Source organism: Microcoleus sp. S36a_B3, from assembly GCF_036700745.1.
GTDB lineage: Bacteria > Cyanobacteriota > Cyanobacteriia > Cyanobacteriales > Microcoleaceae > Microcoleus.
On record NZ_JAUBPN010000008.1, the window covers coordinates 127,726 to 145,614 of the forward strand.

Annotated in this window: 16 protein-coding genes; 7 read left to right on the forward strand and 9 right to left on the reverse strand. The window is 45.8% G+C overall.

The annotated features are described in order from the left end of the window. Nucleotides 1-204 precede the first annotated feature (204 nt). From QUA01_RS11625 to QUA01_RS27395, 4 genes are all read right to left on the reverse strand, one after another. The gene (locus QUA01_RS11625; protein WP_333092106.1) at nucleotides 205-672 is read right to left on the reverse strand and encodes a TMEM165/GDT1 family protein; all 468 of its coding nucleotides are present in this window, start codon (nucleotides 670-672) and stop codon (nucleotides 205-207) included. A 476-nt stretch (nucleotides 673-1,148) separates the two neighbouring features. After that, nucleotides 1,149-1,799, reverse strand: coding sequence for a uracil phosphoribosyltransferase (gene upp / locus QUA01_RS11630; protein WP_333092119.1), 651 nt, complete (start codon nucleotides 1,797-1,799; stop codon nucleotides 1,149-1,151). 136 nt (nucleotides 1,800-1,935) lie between these two features. Beyond that, the gene (locus QUA01_RS11635) at nucleotides 1,936-3,057 is read right to left on the reverse strand and encodes an RNA-guided endonuclease InsQ/TnpB family protein (protein ID WP_333092104.1); all 1,122 of its coding nucleotides are present in this window, start codon (nucleotides 3,055-3,057) and stop codon (nucleotides 1,936-1,938) included. Between the two features lie 204 nt (nucleotides 3,058-3,261). Then, nucleotides 3,262-3,369: a helix-turn-helix domain-containing protein gene (locus tag QUA01_RS27395; protein ID WP_333117011.1), complete on the reverse strand. Its 108-nt coding sequence runs from the start codon at nucleotides 3,367-3,369 to the stop codon at nucleotides 3,262-3,264. 383 nt (nucleotides 3,370-3,752) lie between these two features. On the opposite strand from QUA01_RS27395, the gene QUA01_RS11640 reads away from it, so the two are divergent. Together QUA01_RS11640 and crtH are read left to right on the forward strand one after the other, a co-directional pair. Next, entirely contained in the window at nucleotides 3,753-4,049 is a 297-nt protein-coding gene (locus tag QUA01_RS11640; protein WP_333092103.1) for a hypothetical protein, read from the forward strand. Between the two features lie 63 nt (nucleotides 4,050-4,112). After that, nucleotides 4,113-5,657 carry a carotenoid isomerase gene (gene crtH / locus QUA01_RS11645; RefSeq protein WP_194010220.1) on the forward strand — a complete coding sequence of 515 codons (1,545 nt, stop codon included), beginning with the start codon at nucleotides 4,113-4,115 and terminating at the stop codon, nucleotides 5,655-5,657. A 198-nt stretch (nucleotides 5,658-5,855) separates the two neighbouring features. Here the strand turns inward: crtH and QUA01_RS11650 are convergent, their stop codons facing one another. Then, on the reverse strand, nucleotides 5,856-6,296 hold the full coding sequence (locus QUA01_RS11650; protein WP_333092102.1) for a pentapeptide repeat-containing protein: 441 nt from the start codon (nucleotides 6,294-6,296) through the stop codon (nucleotides 5,856-5,858). A 571-nt stretch (nucleotides 6,297-6,867) separates the two neighbouring features. Here QUA01_RS11650 and QUA01_RS11655 point away from each other — a divergent pair. Next, nucleotides 6,868-10,194 (forward strand): EAL domain-containing protein, encoded by a 3,327-nt coding sequence (locus QUA01_RS11655; protein WP_333092101.1) that lies wholly within the window; start codon nucleotides 6,868-6,870, stop codon nucleotides 10,192-10,194. A 424-nt stretch (nucleotides 10,195-10,618) separates the two neighbouring features. Here QUA01_RS11655 and sipA read toward each other — a convergent pair whose 3' ends face one another. Further along, complete coding sequence (gene sipA, locus QUA01_RS11660; protein WP_194067195.1) at nucleotides 10,619-10,840, reverse strand: regulatory protein SipA; 222 nt, start codon at nucleotides 10,838-10,840, stop codon at nucleotides 10,619-10,621. Between the two features lie 644 nt (nucleotides 10,841-11,484). Between sipA and rbfA the strand changes: the two genes are divergently transcribed. From rbfA to QUA01_RS11675, 3 genes are all read left to right on the forward strand, one after another. After that, nucleotides 11,485-11,928 carry a 30S ribosome-binding factor RbfA gene (rbfA, locus tag QUA01_RS11665; RefSeq protein ID WP_333092099.1) on the forward strand — a complete coding sequence of 148 codons (444 nt, stop codon included), beginning with the start codon at nucleotides 11,485-11,487 and terminating at the stop codon, nucleotides 11,926-11,928. Nucleotides 11,929-12,058: 130 nt separating this feature from the next. Next, the gene (locus QUA01_RS11670) at nucleotides 12,059-13,738 is read left to right on the forward strand and encodes a glycoside hydrolase family 3 N-terminal domain-containing protein (RefSeq protein ID WP_333092097.1); all 1,680 of its coding nucleotides are present in this window, start codon (nucleotides 12,059-12,061) and stop codon (nucleotides 13,736-13,738) included. Nucleotides 13,739-14,096: 358 nt separating this feature from the next. Then, nucleotides 14,097-14,330, forward strand: coding sequence for a DUF4327 family protein (locus QUA01_RS11675; RefSeq protein ID WP_228049921.1), 234 nt, complete (start codon nucleotides 14,097-14,099; stop codon nucleotides 14,328-14,330). Nucleotides 14,331-14,405: 75 nt separating this feature from the next. Here QUA01_RS11675 and QUA01_RS11680 read toward each other — a convergent pair whose 3' ends face one another. From QUA01_RS11680 to QUA01_RS11690, 3 genes are all read right to left on the reverse strand, one after another. Beyond that, a complete protein-coding gene (locus tag QUA01_RS11680) occupies nucleotides 14,406-14,810 on the reverse strand; it encodes a hypothetical protein (RefSeq protein ID WP_333092095.1) in 405 nt (134 codons plus the stop codon). 516 nt (nucleotides 14,811-15,326) lie between these two features. Further along, nucleotides 15,327-16,460: an ABC transporter ATP-binding protein gene (locus tag QUA01_RS11685; protein ID WP_333092093.1), complete on the reverse strand. Its 1,134-nt coding sequence runs from the start codon at nucleotides 16,458-16,460 to the stop codon at nucleotides 15,327-15,329. Nucleotides 16,461-16,626: 166 nt separating this feature from the next. Further along, on the reverse strand, nucleotides 16,627-17,202 hold the full coding sequence (locus QUA01_RS11690) for an HD domain-containing protein (RefSeq protein ID WP_333092091.1): 576 nt from the start codon (nucleotides 17,200-17,202) through the stop codon (nucleotides 16,627-16,629). Between the two features lie 65 nt (nucleotides 17,203-17,267). Here QUA01_RS11690 and QUA01_RS11695 point away from each other — a divergent pair, with 65 nt between their 5' ends. Further along, the gene (locus QUA01_RS11695; RefSeq protein ID WP_333092088.1) at nucleotides 17,268-17,855 is read left to right on the forward strand and encodes a Uma2 family endonuclease; all 588 of its coding nucleotides are present in this window, start codon (nucleotides 17,268-17,270) and stop codon (nucleotides 17,853-17,855) included. Nucleotides 17,856-17,889 lie beyond the last annotated feature (34 nt).

Consider the following 17,889-nt stretch of genomic DNA (forward strand, 5'->3'; position numbering starts at 1 on the left):
CCCAATCAGTAATATCAAATCCTCTCTTCATCCGAATAGTAAATTCACTGTTGACTGTTGACTGTTGACTGTTAACTGTTGACTGTTGACTGCTGACTGTTGACTGTTGACTGTTGACTGTTAACAGTTAACATCATGTATGAGTGCAACTGGACGTGATATAGTTACCAATTCTTCAATCTAAAATCTAAAATCTAAAATCATTTATCCCAGCACTTCCCACAGCAAAGCCGCCGCAATCACCAGCAAAATCACCCCAGCAGCTCTCTCCAAAGTTTTCGGAGCAATCCGACTAGCCATCCACCTTCCCAGCAAAACCCCCAGCAAACTGGTTGCTATCAAAGCTGAACCCGCACCCGCAAAAACAATCCAAGGATTCCGAGATTCAGCCGTCATCAGCAAAATCGCTAGCTGAGTTTTGTCTCCAATTTCAGCAAAAAAAATAGTTGCAAACGTCGAAGCAAAAATTGCCCAGTGGTTGGGCTTCAGTCCTTTTTCTTCATGACAAATATCGGCATTTGTACTCACTGAGAGTTCAACCTGCTCCGGGGTTAAAGCAGCACAACTCTTAGAAGCCTCTATTATTTGTGTTTGTAGGTGTTGCGGCAAGTCGGAATTGGGGGTGGGTGAGTCAGAACCAGACAAGCTTGGCGGTAAAGAATCAAGTTTCACGGGCAATGAGTGCTAAACGCTATTTATTTTTGACTTATAGTTTTAATCTTAACTTTCTCTGTGCCTGATTTTACTGGCGTCCGGGTAATCTTTTTTACCGGAGTTTCCAGAAACTGATTCCAGAAACCACTCACCGCGCCTAAATACGGAGAAATCGAACCAGACAATTTTAGATTTTAGATTTTAGATTTTAGATTGGGGATGATTCACTGGATATGGGTTTGATATCATGTCCGATGGATTGACCGCAATCAGTAAGGTTCGTAGTACGTCATGGTGTCCGCTCTTGCGGTGCGGACTCGCATTCGGCACGCGCGCTCCATTTTTGTTATGGTAATCGATCGCACATGATATGACGCTTCCCTACAGTTGCACGATTTGGGAAAAATGATACAACCGCGAGATTTATCTGTGGAATCAATTTTTCAATCAAAAATCCACAATCCAAAATCCACAATCCAAAATCTAAAATTGTATTAGGTGCCGTAAGTTCGATCGCCCGCATCACCCAAACCAGGTACAATAAAACCCTGTTCGTTGACTGTTTCGTCGATCGTCGCCGTGTAAATAATCAAATTCGGGTACTCTGCACTCAGCATCTTCAAAGCTGGAGGAGCAACCACCACAGAAATAATCCGAATCAAGCTCGGATCAATTCCCCGCGAAGTCAACTCCCGCATAGTCGCCCCAATCGTACCACCAGTTGCCAGCATCGGCTCGCTAATTATCACGCGCGTTTGGGGGTTAAACTGCGTCGGCAATTTATTCAAATAACAAATCGGTTGCAGCGTCTCCTCATTCCTCACCATCCCCAGATGGTAAACCGAAGCCAGCGGCACCACCGTCTGAATTCCTTCCAGCAGCGACAAACCCGCCCGCAAAATCGGTACCACAACTAACGGAGCTTCCGGGTTGATAAACGTCGCCGGACATTGTGCCAAAGGTGTCTGCACCGTTGTCTCCACAGTCGGGAGCCACTCTCGAATTGCCTCGTAGGCCAGCCACCTTCCCAATTCTGTCATCGCAGAACGAAAAAGTACCGATGGGGTGGCCGCGTCGCGGGCGACAGCCAGCCAGTGTTTGATTAACGGATGTGGAGGAACGTAAACGCGCAGTTGCAGGGACATGAGGAAATTGCCGAGATTGCTAGGTTTCAGAGATTTTATGCACAGAGCGATCGTTTTCGTTGTAGCCCCCGTAGGGGCGGGCTTCGCTAACGATCGCTCTGTGCAACTTATCACAATCTGTGAACAAACCTGACGGTTAACGGAGTACCGTTAAACCGCAGGCTTCTTTTTCCTTTTTTGCAAAGGCTTTTTTGAGTGACGTAGAACCACCGCCACTTTCATAACTCAATCCAATCTTTTTTCTAAGCTTGGCTGAATTTTCGTCTCTATCCAAAGACTCTCCGCACTGACAAGAATGCCATCTGTCGGATAATTCCTTCGGCACTTTATTGAGGCAATTCCAACAGTGCCCAGAAGTCCCCTTGGGGTCAATAAATAAACCGTTTTTACCCAATTTCCCTGCAACATATTTGAGGACGGTAGCAAATTCACCATGAGCAGCATCAAGCATTGATTTGTTCAAACCACTTTTAACCGCTTGACCATTTGGTAAATAAACCAAGTTACCATTGTCAATATCTGTCTTGACTTTGGCACGTCTGGTCAAATTCCTGATACTCAAATCTTCAATTACTAAAACATCGCACTTGCTAAATAAGTAAGGCGCTGTTTTGAATTGAAAATCAAGTCTCGCTCTAGCGACAAATTGATGAAGCTTAGAAATCTTACTTTTGATAATCTGCCAAGCTTTAGAATCTTTAGCTTTGTTGGCGAGTTTCGCTTGAAGCCTTGCTAACTTCTCAGCAGACTTTCTCAAGAATTTAGGATTTTCAACCCTTTCGCCATTAGAAAGGTAAGCGTAATTATTGATTCCCAAATCAATACCGATACTATTTTCTACGGTCGGTTGAATTTCTGCAACCGTTACGGGAACCGTTTTGTCTTCTAGCGCTAGGGAAATATACCACCCATCGGTTTCTCTGATAACTGTTCCCGTCTTGACCTTGAATCCTGTCGGTATTGGTCTATGAAAAACTATTGGCACTTGACCTATCTTTGCAAGGTTGATGCAAATTCTGTTTGGTTCATCCTTGATAAGATTGAGATGATCTAATTGAGGATAAGTAAACGATTTGTAGTAGTGGAAACCTTTAAATTTGGGTTTGCCTCTACGGTTGCCGTTTTTATCGGGGGTCGTAAAGTTTGAAAAGGAAGTTTCCACTCTGTTAACCACATCCTGTAAAACTTGGGAATCCAAGCTTTTGTAATCAGGAAATAGCTTCTTGGTGTTTTTTAGATCAGCTAACTGAATATTCAACCATTGAATATAACCAGCTTCAATATTCGAGAAAATATCACCCTTTTTAGTGAGAGAGTTGCCTGAATCATCCTTTTTTCTACCATCCCTCGTTTGCGTTCTGGTTAAAGGAATATTTTGATAAATTTCCTCAAGTGGGACTATAGATGCTGTCAGAGGGCAGGCGTTGACAGGTGTTCTTGTTGCTTCCCACCATCTAAATCTTTAACTTAAGCGGTAGTTATACTGTCTGCGAGAGAGTTCTAGGTGGGCAGCAATTGTTGTCAGTTGGGCTTTTGTGGGCTTGAGGCGGTATTTGTACGTTAGCTGCATTGGAAACTTCCTTTTTTCGACCTACTTTAATTTACCATTTTCCTTGCTTCACTTTTTGGAAAATACATTGAAAATATAATTGTCGGGCTACGTCCGCGACGACCGACGCTTCTGGACATCCCTGCGGTAATTTATTCGGGGTACTCCGCGCAAGCGCTCCGAGATATCCCCTCTAAATATACCGAGGGACTTCCCGGCTGTTAGTTAATCGAAAATCTCAAATCGAAAATGGAACATCTCAAATCCTACAACTGGCTTGGTTTGCCGACCGCCGCCAACTTATTGAAATATTTTTCCAATAGTGTTGACATTAATTAGCAACAAGGCTATAGTAATTTTTAGTGTTCTCCTCTCAAAGGATCGGCAGACGGGGGCAGTCGGCAATGGTAGACTGTCCCCGCATTTTTTTTTGGAAGGAAGAAGCCTTGCGAAGGAAGAGGGAAGAAGGAAGAGGGAAGTTCGGCAACGAGCAATGTACGGGATGTAACGGATGTAACGGATGTAAGTCGGTCGGAAGAAGGAAGAGGGAAGAAGGCATCCGAAGGAAGAGGGAAGAAGGAAGAGGGAAGAAGGAAGAGGGAAGAAGGAAGAGGGAAGACACAAGAAGGCATCCGAAGCTAGAAGCTAGAAGCTATAGGTTAGAACAGGCTTACACACCAGAGGTAGAGGGAAAATCGTAGAGGCAAGAGTTCAGGAAGGGCGATCGACTGTAAAATTATCTCAATATTAAGATTTTTAACCCAATGTCAGCTCCTACTCAATCCCAGTTATTCTCTCCCAACTCCGGCCCTACAGAGCAAGAGTTTGATGTGATAGTCATCGGTTCCGGCATTGGCGGACTCGTGACAGCCACCCAGCTAGCAGCCAAGAAAGCCAAAGTTTTGGTGCTCGAAAGCTACACAATTCCCGGCGGTAGTGCTGGATATTTCGATCGAGAAGGCTACAGATTTGATGTCGGAGCCTCCATGATATTTGGATTCGGACAGCGCGGCACCACCAACCTCCTCACCCGCGCCCTCAAAGCAGTCAACGTCACCCTAGAAACAATTCCCGACCCCGTACAGCTTCACTATCACCTACCCGACGGCTTGGATTTGGAAGTTCCCCAGCCTTATGAGAAATACTTGCAAGAATTAATCGACAGATTCCCCCACGAACGCCAAGGAATCCAGAAATTTTATGGCGAATGCTGGAACGTCTTCAACTGCCTCAACGGCATGGAATTGCTATCCCTAGAAGAACCCGGATATCTGGTGCGAGTCTTCTTTCAAAATCCTTTAGCCTGTTTGGGATTAGTAAAATATTTGCCTCAAAATACTGGCGACATTGCGCGGCGCTACATAAAAGACCCGACTTTACTGAAATTTATCGACATGGAATGCTACTACTGGTCTGTAGTACCCGCAGACTTAACACCGATGATTAACGCCGGAATGGTATTTTCCGACAGACATTACGGCGGCATAAATTATCCCAAAGGCGGAGTCGGTCAAATTGCCCAAAAATTAGTCGAAGGATTAGAAAAATGCGGCGGAAAAATTCAATACAAAGCTAAAGCAAAAAAAATTATCACAGAAAACGGCCGCGCTGTCGGAGTCGAACTCGCAACGGGCGAAGTTTACCGCGCCAAGCGAATAGTTTCTAACGCCACGCGCTGGGATACTTTTGAAAAATTGCTGCCGGCAGAAGAGATGCCAGCTAGCGAGAAGAAATGGCAGCAGCGCTATCAAAAAGCACCCAGTTTCCTGAGTTTACATTTGGGAGTGGAAGCAAGCGCCATCCCTGCCGGTACTGCCTGCCACCACATTTTGTTAGAAGCTTGGGACAAAATGGAAGCGCCGGAGGGAACTATTTTAGTCTCAATTCCGACCGTGCTAGACCCGGATTTAGCTCCGGCAGGATATCACATCGTTCACGCTTTTACTTCGAGTTGGATGGAAGAGTGGGAAGGACTGGCGGCGCAGGAATACGAGGAGAAAAAAGAAGAGGCTGCGGGGAGAATTATTGACCGATTAGAAACAATTTTCCCCGGTTTAGATGCTGGTTTGGATTATATGGAAGTGGGGACTGCGCGTTCTCACCGCCGCTTTTTGGGCCGCGAAGACGGAACTTACGGGCCGATTCCGCGACAAAAGTTAATGGGTTTGTTGGGAATGCCGTTTAATCGAACTTCTATGCCTGGTTTGTATTGTGTGGGCGACAGTACGTTTCCGGGACAGGGTTTAAATGCAGTGGCGTTTTCTGGATTTGCTTGCGCGCACCGAATTGCTGTGGATTTGGGTTTTTAGATTTTTTTCAGGACATACCGAGAAAATCTGATTTGCTATCGGCTAAAATAACCCCAATCAGGTTCGATCGTTCGGAATTCAGTCCGCAAACAAAGAAAAAACTAAAATCCTCGCTAAAAACTAAAAACCCGGTTTCTGGGGAGAAACCGGGTTTTTTAACTGAAAAAGGGTGCTTTGCATTCTTTCTTTAAAAAGAGTTTACTGGTCGTAGCTGCCGCCGACACCGATTTTGGTATTGTAGATTTTGGCATCGGTAATGGTCATATCTTCCATTGATGCACCAGATACGTCGGCGGTGTTGATGATGGCTGCGGTCAGATTTGCCCGATCGAGGTCTGCATCATTTAAACTGGCGTTAGTCAAGAAAACTGCGGTTAAGTTAGCACCAGTCAAGTTAGCAGCCGTCAAGTCAGCACCTTCGAGGTTAGCGCGATAGAGGTTAGCACCTTGCAAATTTGCTTCTCTCAAATCTGCACCAATTAAATGAGCACCGGTCAAATCTGCTCCAGACAAGTCGCACTGAAAACATTGGCCGGTTGACAGTAACTGTTTTACTTGAGCCGGATTTTCGGCACGGGTTTGGCCGGCGAACAGTAAGGGAGCAATTAAAAGAGTTGCGGTTAATAGATAACGTTTCATATTTTTTGCCTCTGCCTATTATGTGTTTAAGTTCTACTGTTTATATCTACAATTTTACCACGGTTGTTTTCGCAACTTGCAATCTATATCACATATCTACTGTGATATCGATTGCCTCTGACAGCGCACAGATGGTTTTCTAAAGCTCGCAAAATGTAATGTCGCAAAACTTAACAATGCCCAACTTTAAGACAGTGCTTTTTTGTAGTAACATCTTCTATATTAGCCAAAATCGTCCGTAAATGTGTCTTTCTAAAGAAGGATATGATTGATAACGCGATCGATCGTTGTAGCAGGTAACTCGATCGCCAAAAAAATCAAAACCAACACACTATTTTTAATAAAAGTGTCACGAGACTCAAAATTTAACTTAAAATAAAGATCGGCTTATAACTTTATAGGTAGAGCTAGAGCCGTCACCGGCCTGCTACCGGGCCAAACAACAGGTGCATTTTTTACAAGAAATTTTTATGCTGTCTCAGCAGCGCTGTAAAACTCCAGCTAGTGCTTGGAAAGCAGGGCTTTTTTGGAATGTCGCAGAGCCAGCGCGATCGCAAAAATCTATTAAATTATGTTCAAAAACGATTCCTCCAAGTATCTGCCAACTTTAGATCGAGTAATTGACCGCTCCCCCTTGACAGTTGCGCCAGATACCCCATTAGCAGAAGTAATTACGCTCATGGGCCAACAGCGCCCGACTTGTCCTCTAAACGCAGATATTCCAACAACCAATCTCTACCAGCAGCTAACAGAAATTGCCGATCCGCACACCTCAAACATCCTCAGAGATGCCAGAGGGATCTGCGTCTTTGTGGTGGAAACATCTCTAGAAAAATCAAACTGGCAATCTGCTCAAAATTGTCAATTACAAGGAATTTTTACCGAGAGAGATCTCGTCGATTTGATTGCTTCCGGCAAAAATTTAAAACATATTACGATCGCAGAAGTGATGCGACAGCCGACGGCAACGCTGACAAATGATGAAGATCGAGACATTTTTAGCGCCCTAATTCTGCTTAGCCAACATAAAATTCACCACCTGCCAGTATTAGATCGCAGCGGTCAACTCCTAGGAGTAATTACCCCCGAAAGTATTCGCCAAGCAATGGTGCAACCGGCAAATATCTTAAAAATGCACAGCGTCAAAGAAGTAATGACCGCAGAAGTCATTCAAGCGCCTCGCTCAGCGTCTGTTCTGAGTTTAGCTGAGTTGATGGCGCAGCACCGCGTTAGCTGCGTGGTAATTACAGAACCCAGAGAGTTATCGATGAATTTGCCGTTCCCAATTCCCGTAGGTATCGTCACAGAACGGGATATTGTGGAATTTCAAGCTTTAGATATAGACTTGTCGCAAACGATCGCCCTCACAGTGATGAGTAGCCCCTTATTTAGTCTCAAGCCAGAAGACTCGCTGTGGGTAGCTCATCAGGAAATGCAGCAGCGTTTAGTCCGCAGGTTGCTAGTAAGGGGCGAACGCGGAGAACTGTTGGGAATAGTTACTCAAAGTAGCTTGCTGCGCGTGCTCGATCCGATGGAAATGTCCGGGGCGATCGATCTGCTGCACGATTTAGTCGCACAACAAACTAGCGAATTGCAAAAAGCGATTGTCTCCCTCAGCTTGACTAACAGCCGGCTGGAAACGGAAATCGCTACCCGCCAGCAGGCCGAGGTGCGACTGCAACTCCTAGAATCGGCCGTAGTTAACGCTAACGATGCGATCGTGATTATGGATGCGGGAAACAGCGATATCTCCGATCCCGCCATCATATACGTCAACGAAGCTTTTACCCAAATGACCGGTTATCGGCCCGAAGAAATTATCGGCCAAACACCCAGTTGTCTGCGCGGCCCCGACAGCGACGGCGCTCAAGTTGCCAAAATTCGCCGCGCTTTCTCTCGCCTTGAACCGCTGCGCTTGGAATTGATCAACTACCGCAAAGACGGTTCTACTTATTGGGTGGAACTCAACAGCGTACCCGTTGCTGACGAGTTGGGGAAAGTCACTCACTGGATATCCGTGCAGCGGGATATTAGCGATCGCAAGCGCATGGAACAAGCATTTTTTGAGGAAAAAGAACTCGCTCAAGTTACTCTACAATCGATCGGCGATGCCGTAATCGCTACTGACAGCAACGGCTTCATTTCTACCCTCAATCCAGTTGCTGAACAACTCACCGGTTGGTCAACCTCGGAAGCAAAAGGTTTGCCCCTCGCCAGCGTGCTGAGAATAGTTGACGAAACTACCCGGATGCCGATCAAAAATATCGCCGAAATCGCTTTGTACGAAGGTCGAATAGTTGACCAAGGAAACAACAGCTTGCTGATTGCTCGCCACAACCGCGAATTTGCGATCGACCACTGCGTCGCCCCCATCCACGCCAGCAACGGCCAAATTATCGGGGCCGTCGTTGTGTTCCGAGATGTCACCCAAGTGCGAACTCAAGCGCGGCAGCTAACCTGGCAGGCAACTCACGACCCCTTGACGCAATTGGTCAACCGCCGCGAATTTGAATATCAGCTAGAACACGCCCTGCACAGCGCTCAAGGTTACGGCGAAGAACACGTAATGCTTTACCTCGATCTCGATCGCTTCAAAATAGTTAACGACACAGCAGGTCACGTTGCAGGCGACGAACTGCTCCGCCAAGTCAGCCAGCTATTTAAAAGCAATATCCGCAAAACCGATATTTTGGCGCGTATCGGCGGCGATGAGTTTGCTGTACTCCTGTACAATTTCCCCCCAGAACAGGGCTTAGATGTTGCAAAATTGCTGCTGCAAAGCATTCAAAAATTCCGGTTTGGGTGGCAGGACAAAACTTTTTCGATCGGCGTTAGTATCGGTTTGGTGGCAATTAATCGCAAAACAACATCGACATCTGCGGTGTTGAGCGCGGTCGATCTAGCCTGCTATGCTGCTAAAAATAAAGGCCGCAACCGGGTGCAGATTTATCGATCGGGCGATCGGGAATTAATCAAACAGCACGGCGAAACCCAGTGGGTAGTGCAAATTAATCAAGCTTTAGAAGAGAATCGCTTGCGCTTGTACTCTCAGCCGATCGTACATTTGCTCAACCCGTCAGCCACCGGCATCCACTGCGAAATCCTGCTGCGCCTCCAGCTTGCAAACGGTCAGTTAGTGTCGCCGATGGCGTTTATTCCCGCCGCCGAACGCTACAACTTGATGCAGGCGATCGATCGCTGGGTAATTCGCACTTTATTTAGCAACTTATCTCAATTATTTACAGCCAATTTATTAGTCCAAAACCCAGAAGCAGAAAGCGCTCGAATTGTTACCTTACCTGCTGGATCTCCCCACTCTAATTCACAATCCTCCTTTGGCAAATATCCCACCCTTTATGCAATCAACCTTTCTGGCGACAGCATCAACCAAGAAAAGTTGATCGAGTTTATTCAGGAGCAGTTTTCTATCCATCAAATACCGCCACAAATAATTTGCTTTGAAATTACCGAAACTGTGGCGATCGCCAATCTCAGCAAAGCAGCAAGCTTAATTTGGAAACTCAAAGAACTCGGCTGCAAGTTTGCCTTAGACGACTTCGGCAGCGGGATGTCTTCCTTTGCTTACCTGAAAAGCTTGCCCGTTGATTATATCAAAATTGATGGTAATTTTATTAAAAATATCACAGATAATCCTATTGATATCGCAATGGTGGAAGCTATCACCAAAATTGCTCACGTCATGGGAATTAAAACTATTGCCGAGTATGTCGAAAATCAAGCGATTATGGATAAGATCAAGGAACTTGGGGTAGATTACGCTCAAGGTTATTTCTTGGGAAAACCCCAACCCTGTAACTTTACATCTCCTCATATAGAGGAAGTATTGGAAGATTTTCAGGTTAATCCTCTAACTTTGGAAGCAAAGTTAGCTTCTTAAAAATGGAATTTTGGCAACGAATATTTTAGCAAATTTAACGGATGTAATGAACACCTATTATAGCCTTTCAAGCGAAAGATGAGGTAATGTCGGGCATAGGGCATAGGGCATAGGGCATAGGGCATAGGGCATAGGGCATACCTCACTTTTTTGAGAAAGGCTATACATTCATTCGAGATCATTTTTTTATATTATCTGCGTCTATCAGTCTTAATTTGCCTTGCATCTGCTGTTGACATATCAATTAAATAAAGATTTATGCAATAAGTCTAGAAAAGAAGCAAAAGGCAAAAAGGAAAAGGCAGATTGTAATTGTGATATCAATTCCCAATTCCCAATTCCGAATGACAACTGCCAACTGCCAACTACCAACTGCCAACTGCCAACTGCCAACTGCCAACTGCCAACTACCAACTGTCAACTGTCAACTGTCAACTGCTTCTATGTACTGACTGTCTAACAGAAAAGCACCTTTTTCAAAGCGAATGCCCCAATAATTGCCGGGACGCCGATCGAGTACAACACCCTCAGCGCCGATCGCAATTAAATTTGCAGGCCGCAGCATCGGCATAGGTTCGGCAGTTTTCACGTAGGGCGGCATCGCCACAACTCGCACTTTTTGACCGACAGTAAATTCTTTTTCCATGAGTTTTGCGCCCTAAAAAAAACACGGCGATAAAGGAATTTTAACACGGATACGCGGATGGATTTAATAATCTTACTATCTCTCCAATGTTATGGAGTTTTACAAAGTTGGGTTTATTCTATAAAATTGAAAAAAAATTAGTCCCCAAGTGGCGGATGGGAAAGGAATGTTTGTGTTTGATTGATTAATTAGTAATGGACAATAAAATGGGAATTATGAAGCACAATCAAGGAAATTACGGCAAAATCATTGATATTTTAGGCTGCCATCTTTGTTATATTCAAGTTCATGATATTTTCCCCCTAATCCTAAGTCATAAACACATCGTTGGTAGTTTTTGGCTCCCATGTCGAAAGGGTTAGTCCTGTTCAATCTTGCCCATTCAGCTATCTTTAGCTGGTTAGTTACCCCTGAAGCATCGGCTACGGTTTTGACAATCCAATCAAACATTTTTTCCCTCTAAGCTGTATCTCAATCTAGGTCTCTATATTAGCTATATATTCACCACAGCGGTTATCAAACATTTTTTTCCTAGCTGTGTCTCACCCCTAACTCGGACGATCGCCCGTAACACCCCTGACCGATCGCGCTACAATTGTCTATTGGGATGAAAACGGCCGATCTAAAAGTAGGGGATAGTTGGTATGGCTACAAGTCGTCGCATTGAGCGCGTAGCTTCAATGATTAAGCGGGAAGTTAGCCTGATGCTGCTGAACGGCATTAAGGACGATCGGGTAGGTGCAGGTATGGTTAGCGTTACCGATGTAATTGTTTCGGGAGACCTTCAGCATACCAAAATCTTTGTCAGCATTTACGGTACTGATGAGGCAAAGGCCGAGACTATGGAAGGTTTGAAATCGGCAACTAGCTATGTCCGCAACCAGTTAGGCCAACGGGTGCAACTGCGCCGGACGCCGGAAGTGATATTTCTCGAAGACCGTTCCCTAGAACGCGGGGATAAAATGCTGATACTGCTAAATCAGCTTTCTGCCGATCGCAAACCCGGTATGTTTGATGACGAAGAATTGGCGGATGGCAATGAAAATGATGATGATGATGATGAAGATGTGAAAACAGACGAGGATTAGTATCTGAAGCTAGTCAACCGCCAACTGACAACCGCCAACTGACAACTAAGAGGGCCCGCACGCACCATCCACCGCTCTTATCAACTGACAACTGACAACTGACAACTGACAACTGACAACTGACAAATTCATGATTATTGACAATCTTTCCTTGCCCGAATTGGTAGCCCAGATGTTCGTAGTGCGGGCTTCCGGCTGCTTGTTCGACCACCAAATTCGCTATCCCGAATGGGAACCAACGGCTAGCAAACTCCGCTATTATCTGGAAAAATTGGGCGTGGGCGGGGTGATTTTGGTGGGGGGAAGTGCTGCTGAGTTGGCGGTTCGATCGCACCAATTGCAGTCTTGGGCAAAATTTCCGCTGCTGCTGGCGGCTGATATTGAGGAAGGTGTCGGCCAGCGCTTCGCCGGGGCGACTTGGTTCGGGCCACCGATGGCTATTGCCGAAATTGCGCGGCACGATGCAGCAGCGGCCGATCGCTATGCTGAACAAATGGGCGCTGTGACTGCGATCGAAGCTAGGGCGATCGGTCTTAATTGGATTCTCGCGCCAGTCGTTGATGTGAACAACAATCCCGACAATCCCGTGATTAACGTCCGCGCTTTTGGCGAAACGCCGGAAATTGTTGGCAAATTAGCCAGTGCTTTTATTCGCGGCGCAGGCGAACACCCGGTCTTGACAACAGCTAAGCATTTTCCCGGCCACGGAGATACTGCGGTTGATTCTCACTTGGAATTGCCGGTTTTGCCGCATTCGCCAGCGAGATTGACCGAGGTTGAGTTGCCTCCTTTTGTCCGGGCGATCGCCAGCGGAGTCGATGCTGTGATGAGCGCTCATTTGCTGATTCCGGCTTGGGATTCCGAGTTTCCTGCTACTCTTTCTCGCAAAATTTTGATCGGGAAGCTGCGAGAAGAGTTGGGATTTGAAGGTTTGATCGTGACTGATGCTTTGGTGATGGGCGCGATCGCCAATAAGTACGGCCATAACGAGGCTGCTGTTTTGGCGGCTGAGGCTGGTGCTGATATTTTGCTGATGCCGCTTGACCCGGAAGGGGCGATTTTGGCTGTCTGTGAAGCTGTCACTCAAGGACGGATTTCTTTAGCACAAATCAAGAAATCTGTCAAGCGAATTTGGCAGGCGAAAATTAAGGTAGGTTTGTCGATTTTTGACCCCCCCCAACCCCCCCTTGCTAAGGGGGGGAGTAAGAATCAAACTGCTGTTGTTGATATAGAAAGCAAGAATTCAAAGTCGATCGACTCGATCGACTTAGGTTTGCTGGCCAATCCCGAAGCAAGGGCAACGGCAGCCGATATTTTGCGAGATTCTTTAAAGTTTGGGGGAAATCTACCTTTAAGAGCGAAAAAACCCTCAGAAAACCAGTTTTTGCGGAATTTGATTATTGTAGATGATGTTTTGGGTTGCGAGTTTTTGGGAAAACACACTCCGGCGATCGCCCGGCCCGAAGAGTTGGGTTACGAATTGCAACTAATTGACGATCGCACAGGTGCGATCGCCCATAATGCAAGTGCAGAGCATTTTTCTCGAACACTGCTACAAATTTTTATTCGCGGTAATTGCTTCCGAGGCAGTGCCGATTTAACCCAAGCAGCGAGAGATTGGTTTAAGAAATTATTAAGCACCGGAGAACTGCAAGCTGTGCTAATTTACGGCAGTCCCTACGTTTTAGAGCAATTTTTACCACATTTGCCTCCTAGTATTCCTTATGTATTTTGTTTCGGGCAAATGCCGGCCGCGCAATCCCTAGCTTTAGAATTGCTGTTCGGTACTGACAAAACGGGCAATAGTTGAACAGTCGGACTCCTGAATATTTCCTTTGCAGGCTAAGCAATTGAATCGATATACCCGGTTTGTCCCCAGAAATTTTGCTGCTGGCGGCCAAGCATTCAGCATTCACGAATCGGACACTGATGTCCGATTCGTGAATGCAGCTTTGTAGCAAACCCGCCGCCTGTTAGCCTGGAACATCTGCTGCGTTTCAAAATCCGAAAACAGATCCGATCGCTTGCTCATCATTCCTATAACTTTTTTAAATCGATCGGTGAAGAGTATATGTGTATACAGAAAAAAAATAACTTACATATTCGGAAGTTTGGATTATATTATTACCAGGGACATAATTTTTTTAGTAAAACCTTGAGGGCGCATCATGATTAACTCAACTATTAACCAACTTCACTACTCTTTAGATGTTATCCAAGATGAAGCGCGCCATCTCGTGCGTGAGGGCGTACTTAGCCGACAACAACCAATCTACACGCTTTGTCAGTTCATCCCGCCCAGAGAGTGGTCTTGCGTCGAGGGAGAACTAGAAAAATGGGACTTCTTGCTGCGCGATCGCATCGGCGACCTGATCGGTTCTGAAAAATGGGACAATGACTAAAGTTTAGTTCCGTTAAATAAATTTGCAAGTAAGTTTGCAACTAAACTCCGGCGGTGTTAAAGAATTTTGAATTCTTTAATCCTGGGAATTTTCGGCGCGCAACTTTTCCAATTCAACCCTCAGCGCTGCCATCTGTGCAGTTAATTCTTGAATCTGTTTTACATCAGCCTGTCCAACCGACTCCGAAAAAGTGTCAGTTGGTGTATCGGATTGCTGGTGGGAGACGGATTCGTCGCTGCTTGCATTATCCTTCTCGCCCGGTGGGGAGAAAATTGTATCGACAAAATTCCGCGCTTCTTTCTCGGTCATTTCCCCTTTTTCCAGCAACTCATCCGCGAGAAGGCTCAAATCTGACTGGAGTTTGTCCAGATTTTCTTCTCGCTTTAAGGGATCTTGCAAGGTCTCAATGAAAAAAGAAGTTGCACCTAAAGTCAGGTGAAATCCTGTTTGCAGGATTTGAGGCAGGTTGTCGGGATTCATCTACAAATGCCGCTAGAAGGCGGTTGGGAGTTTTTGGTTCGCGAGTTACTCCCCATGGGGCGGGGTTGCCGCTTTTTGGGGGAATATCCGAAGTTATCGATCGCGATCGCCCGGAATCAGGAAATATCAGTTTCTCGGGGACGGTTTTTCCTTGCGAACATACTAACTTTACCATTACTCTGTAACTTGAGAAACGTCAAGTGTAAAGTTTTGTAATGAGCGATCGAGACTTCGGCTGTGGATGGATCGGTGGATTTTCCATTGTCGATTTGAGAAAAATTACGCACTGCGACGGCGAGAAACCCGGTTTCTGAGCAAAATTTGCGTCGGGAACGAGAAATCTAGGAAGAAACCGGGTTTCTGAACTCAGGGTGATTCCGAGACAATCTATGGAAGATTTGAGATAGTGAGATTTGAGAACGAGAAATCTAGGAAGAAACCGGGTTTCTGAACTCAGGGTGATTCCGAGACAATCTATGGAAGATTTGAGATTGTGAGATTTGATGTTGAATCCAGTTAAGGATACAGCGCCTCGCCCGTGGAGGGGTCAAAGATAAATAGTCGATCGAAGTCAAGCTGTACCTTCAGCCGATCGCCCGGACGCAAGCGAACACTCGCAGGTACTTGCACCTGTATAGTAGTTTCAGCGTTCAACAAAGGCAAACTCGCCCGGACTAAAGTTTCTCGCCCCAGAGGTTCCACTACTTTTACCTCTACCTCCAGAGGGACTTTTTCTAAAGCCCAAAGATCGATTTTCAAATCATCTTTTTCTGTTGTTTGCGGCTTAAAAATTTCTATATTTTCAGGACGGATGCCTAAATCAAATCCTTGTCCTTCTCTAGGGTGCAATCTTTGTTGCAGTGAGGGCGGACAGGCTAAAGATTGATCTCCCAAAATAAAGGATTCGTTAGCATAAATTGCCGGCAAAATGTTCATGGCTGGATTGCCTAAAAATGTGGCAACCATGCGGTTAGCTGGTTTGGCATAAATGCTTTGCGGAGATCCGATTTGTTGAATTTTCCCCGCATTTAAAACTACAATTTTATCCGCTAAAGTCATCGCTTCTACTTGGTCGTGGGTGACGTAAACCGTGGTAATTCCCAGCCGTTGATGCAGTTGTTTGAGTTCGGCCCTAGTATCATCTCGCAGTTGCGCGTCGAGGTTAGAAAGCGGTTCGTCTAAGAGAAATACTTGCGGTTCGCGGGCGATCGCCCTTCCGAGTGCTACCCGCTGTTGCTGTCCGCCCGATAGCTGTTTCGGCTTGCGGTTGAGGAGATGGTCGATCGAGAGCGATCGGGCTACAGTTTCGACACGTTCTTGAATTTTAGTCGAGTCAACATTCCGCATCCGCAATCCAAAAGCCAAGTTTTCGGCGACTGTCATGTGCGGATAAAGCGCGTAGTTTTGAAACACCATTGCGACATCCCGCTGTCTAGCCGGAATGTTGTTAACTAAAGTATCTCCAATATAAAGATTACCAGAAGTGGCAGTTTCTAAACCTGCAATCGTCCGCATAATTGTGGATTTTCCGCAGCCGGAGGGCCCGACTAATACCCAAAATTCCCCATCCGGGATTTTGAAAGTTATGTTGTCGATCGCGGTGACGTTTTGGTAGCGTCTGGTAATATTTTCTAAGCGAACGTTGGCCATTTTTTGATTGTAAGTAGTATTCGTAGAGTGCTTAGGGGCGAACCTTAACTGCATATTTCGGGCGTGCGTTCGTGCCCACAATAATTGGATTATTTCTTGATATGCAGTTAAGGTGCTGAACGAGCTTAATTAGTAATTAGTAATTGGTAATTTATAATTATTGCTTTTACTTTTTGAATTCAAAAAACTGTTCTAATTCTAAAACTGTGCGGTCTAATTCTTCAACTATAGGCGTTAATTCAGCTTGGCGGAATGCTTCTACTAACGAACGATAATACCAGAGAGAACCGCCTTTGCCACCTTTGAAGCGTTCCCAAACAGAGTCGCCCAATTGACGGGAGTCTTTCAGGATCGATCGCGCATTATAAAGTTTATCAGCCGCCGAGACCAATCTGACTGAGCCAGAAGCTGTGAGAATGTGGGCGATGTAGGCTTCTTTTCGCTGCCGCCAAGGGGGTTTCGGCGTTGCGTCGCTGTCGGTACAGCCGTCTACAATCGCTGTGACGGTATCGCCAAACCGACGGCGGATAGCTTCGCGGGTGGGCGGGCCGCCTCGATCTTCGATCGCATCGTGAAGCAAAGCTGCGATCGCCTCATCTTCCGAAGCCCCATACTCTAAAGCTATACTAGCAGTACCCAACAAATGAGCAATATACGGAACGCCCGAACCTTTGCGGATTTGAGTTGCGTGCAATTCGGCGGCATAGATGAGGGCTTCAGAAAAACGGCTTGAGAGTATCATTGCAATAGAGTATTTGTTGAGTAAAAGTATTGATTTGAATGTTTGAGTAAAGCGAGGTAATCACGATGACAGCTACTTTAATCTTACCAGAAACACCTCCTAAAAATTCCGAACAATCTGCCGAAACACAACCCAAAAATGTTATATCTTTGGAAGAATTTCTCGTCAAACCGCCGGAGAGAATGGAGTGGGTTGACGGTAACTTAGTGGAAAAAACAGGCATGACATTTAAACACGGTGTGGCTCAATCTAAATTAGCCCGTTACTGGGGAATTCACAAAGACTCCAGCGGACAGGGAGGAGAAGTTCTTACCGAAACACTTTGCCGAACTGCCAAACAGGGCCGCCGTCCCGATGTCGCTTACATCACTCCCGAATTGCTGCCGCCATCAGGCAATTTTACAGCATTTTCCCAAAGTTTTCCCCTGATAGCAGAAGTTGCTTCGCCGGAAGACAGCGGCGAAGACTTATTTGCGAAAGCTCAGGAATATTTGGAATCTGGCTGTCAGGAAGTCTGGCTGCTATTTCCTGAAGCGAGATTAGTATTTGTGAATGCAGGCCAAGGCTGGCGTTTGTTTAATGCGAATGAAGTTGTTAACACCCAAACTATACTTGCAGGTTTTAGCATCGCAGTCAGTGAATTGTTGACTTGAGGAATTGATTAGAATAAATTATTATCATTCAAGA

Bases quoted from the DNA above. Each gene is read 5' to 3' on its own strand.
- upp (WP_333092119.1), bottom strand. From the start codon at position 1,799: ATGTCCCTGCAACTGCGCGTTTACGTTCCTCCACATCCGTTAATCAAA.
- QUA01_RS11690 (WP_333092091.1), bottom strand. From the start codon at position 17,202: ATGATACTCTCAAGCCGTTTTTCTGAAGCCCTCATCTATGCCGCCGAA.
- crtH (WP_194010220.1), top strand. From the start codon at position 4,113: ATGTCAGCTCCTACTCAATCCCAGTTATTCTCTCCCAACTCCGGCCCT.
- QUA01_RS11695 (WP_333092088.1), top strand. From the start codon at position 17,268: ATGACAGCTACTTTAATCTTACCAGAAACACCTCCTAAAAATTCCGAA.
- QUA01_RS11685 (WP_333092093.1), bottom strand. From the start codon at position 16,460: ATGGCCAACGTTCGCTTAGAAAATATTACCAGACGCTACCAAAACGTC.
- QUA01_RS11680 (WP_333092095.1), bottom strand. From the start codon at position 14,810: ATGAATCCCGACAACCTGCCTCAAATCCTGCAAACAGGATTTCACCTG.
- QUA01_RS11650 (WP_333092102.1), bottom strand. From the start codon at position 6,296: ATGAAACGTTATCTATTAACCGCAACTCTTTTAATTGCTCCCTTACTG.
- QUA01_RS11675 (WP_228049921.1), top strand. From the start codon at position 14,097: ATGATTAACTCAACTATTAACCAACTTCACTACTCTTTAGATGTTATC.
- QUA01_RS11655 (WP_333092101.1), top strand. From the start codon at position 6,868: ATGTTCAAAAACGATTCCTCCAAGTATCTGCCAACTTTAGATCGAGTA.
- QUA01_RS11640 (WP_333092103.1), top strand. From the start codon at position 3,753: ATGGTAGACTGTCCCCGCATTTTTTTTTGGAAGGAAGAAGCCTTGCGA.
- sipA (WP_194067195.1), bottom strand. From the start codon at position 10,840: ATGGAAAAAGAATTTACTGTCGGTCAAAAAGTGCGAGTTGTGGCGATG.
- rbfA (WP_333092099.1), top strand. From the start codon at position 11,485: ATGGCTACAAGTCGTCGCATTGAGCGCGTAGCTTCAATGATTAAGCGG.
- QUA01_RS11670 (WP_333092097.1), top strand. From the start codon at position 12,059: ATGATTATTGACAATCTTTCCTTGCCCGAATTGGTAGCCCAGATGTTC.
- QUA01_RS27395 (WP_333117011.1), bottom strand. From the start codon at position 3,369: ATGCAGCTAACGTACAAATACCGCCTCAAGCCCACAAAAGCCCAACTG.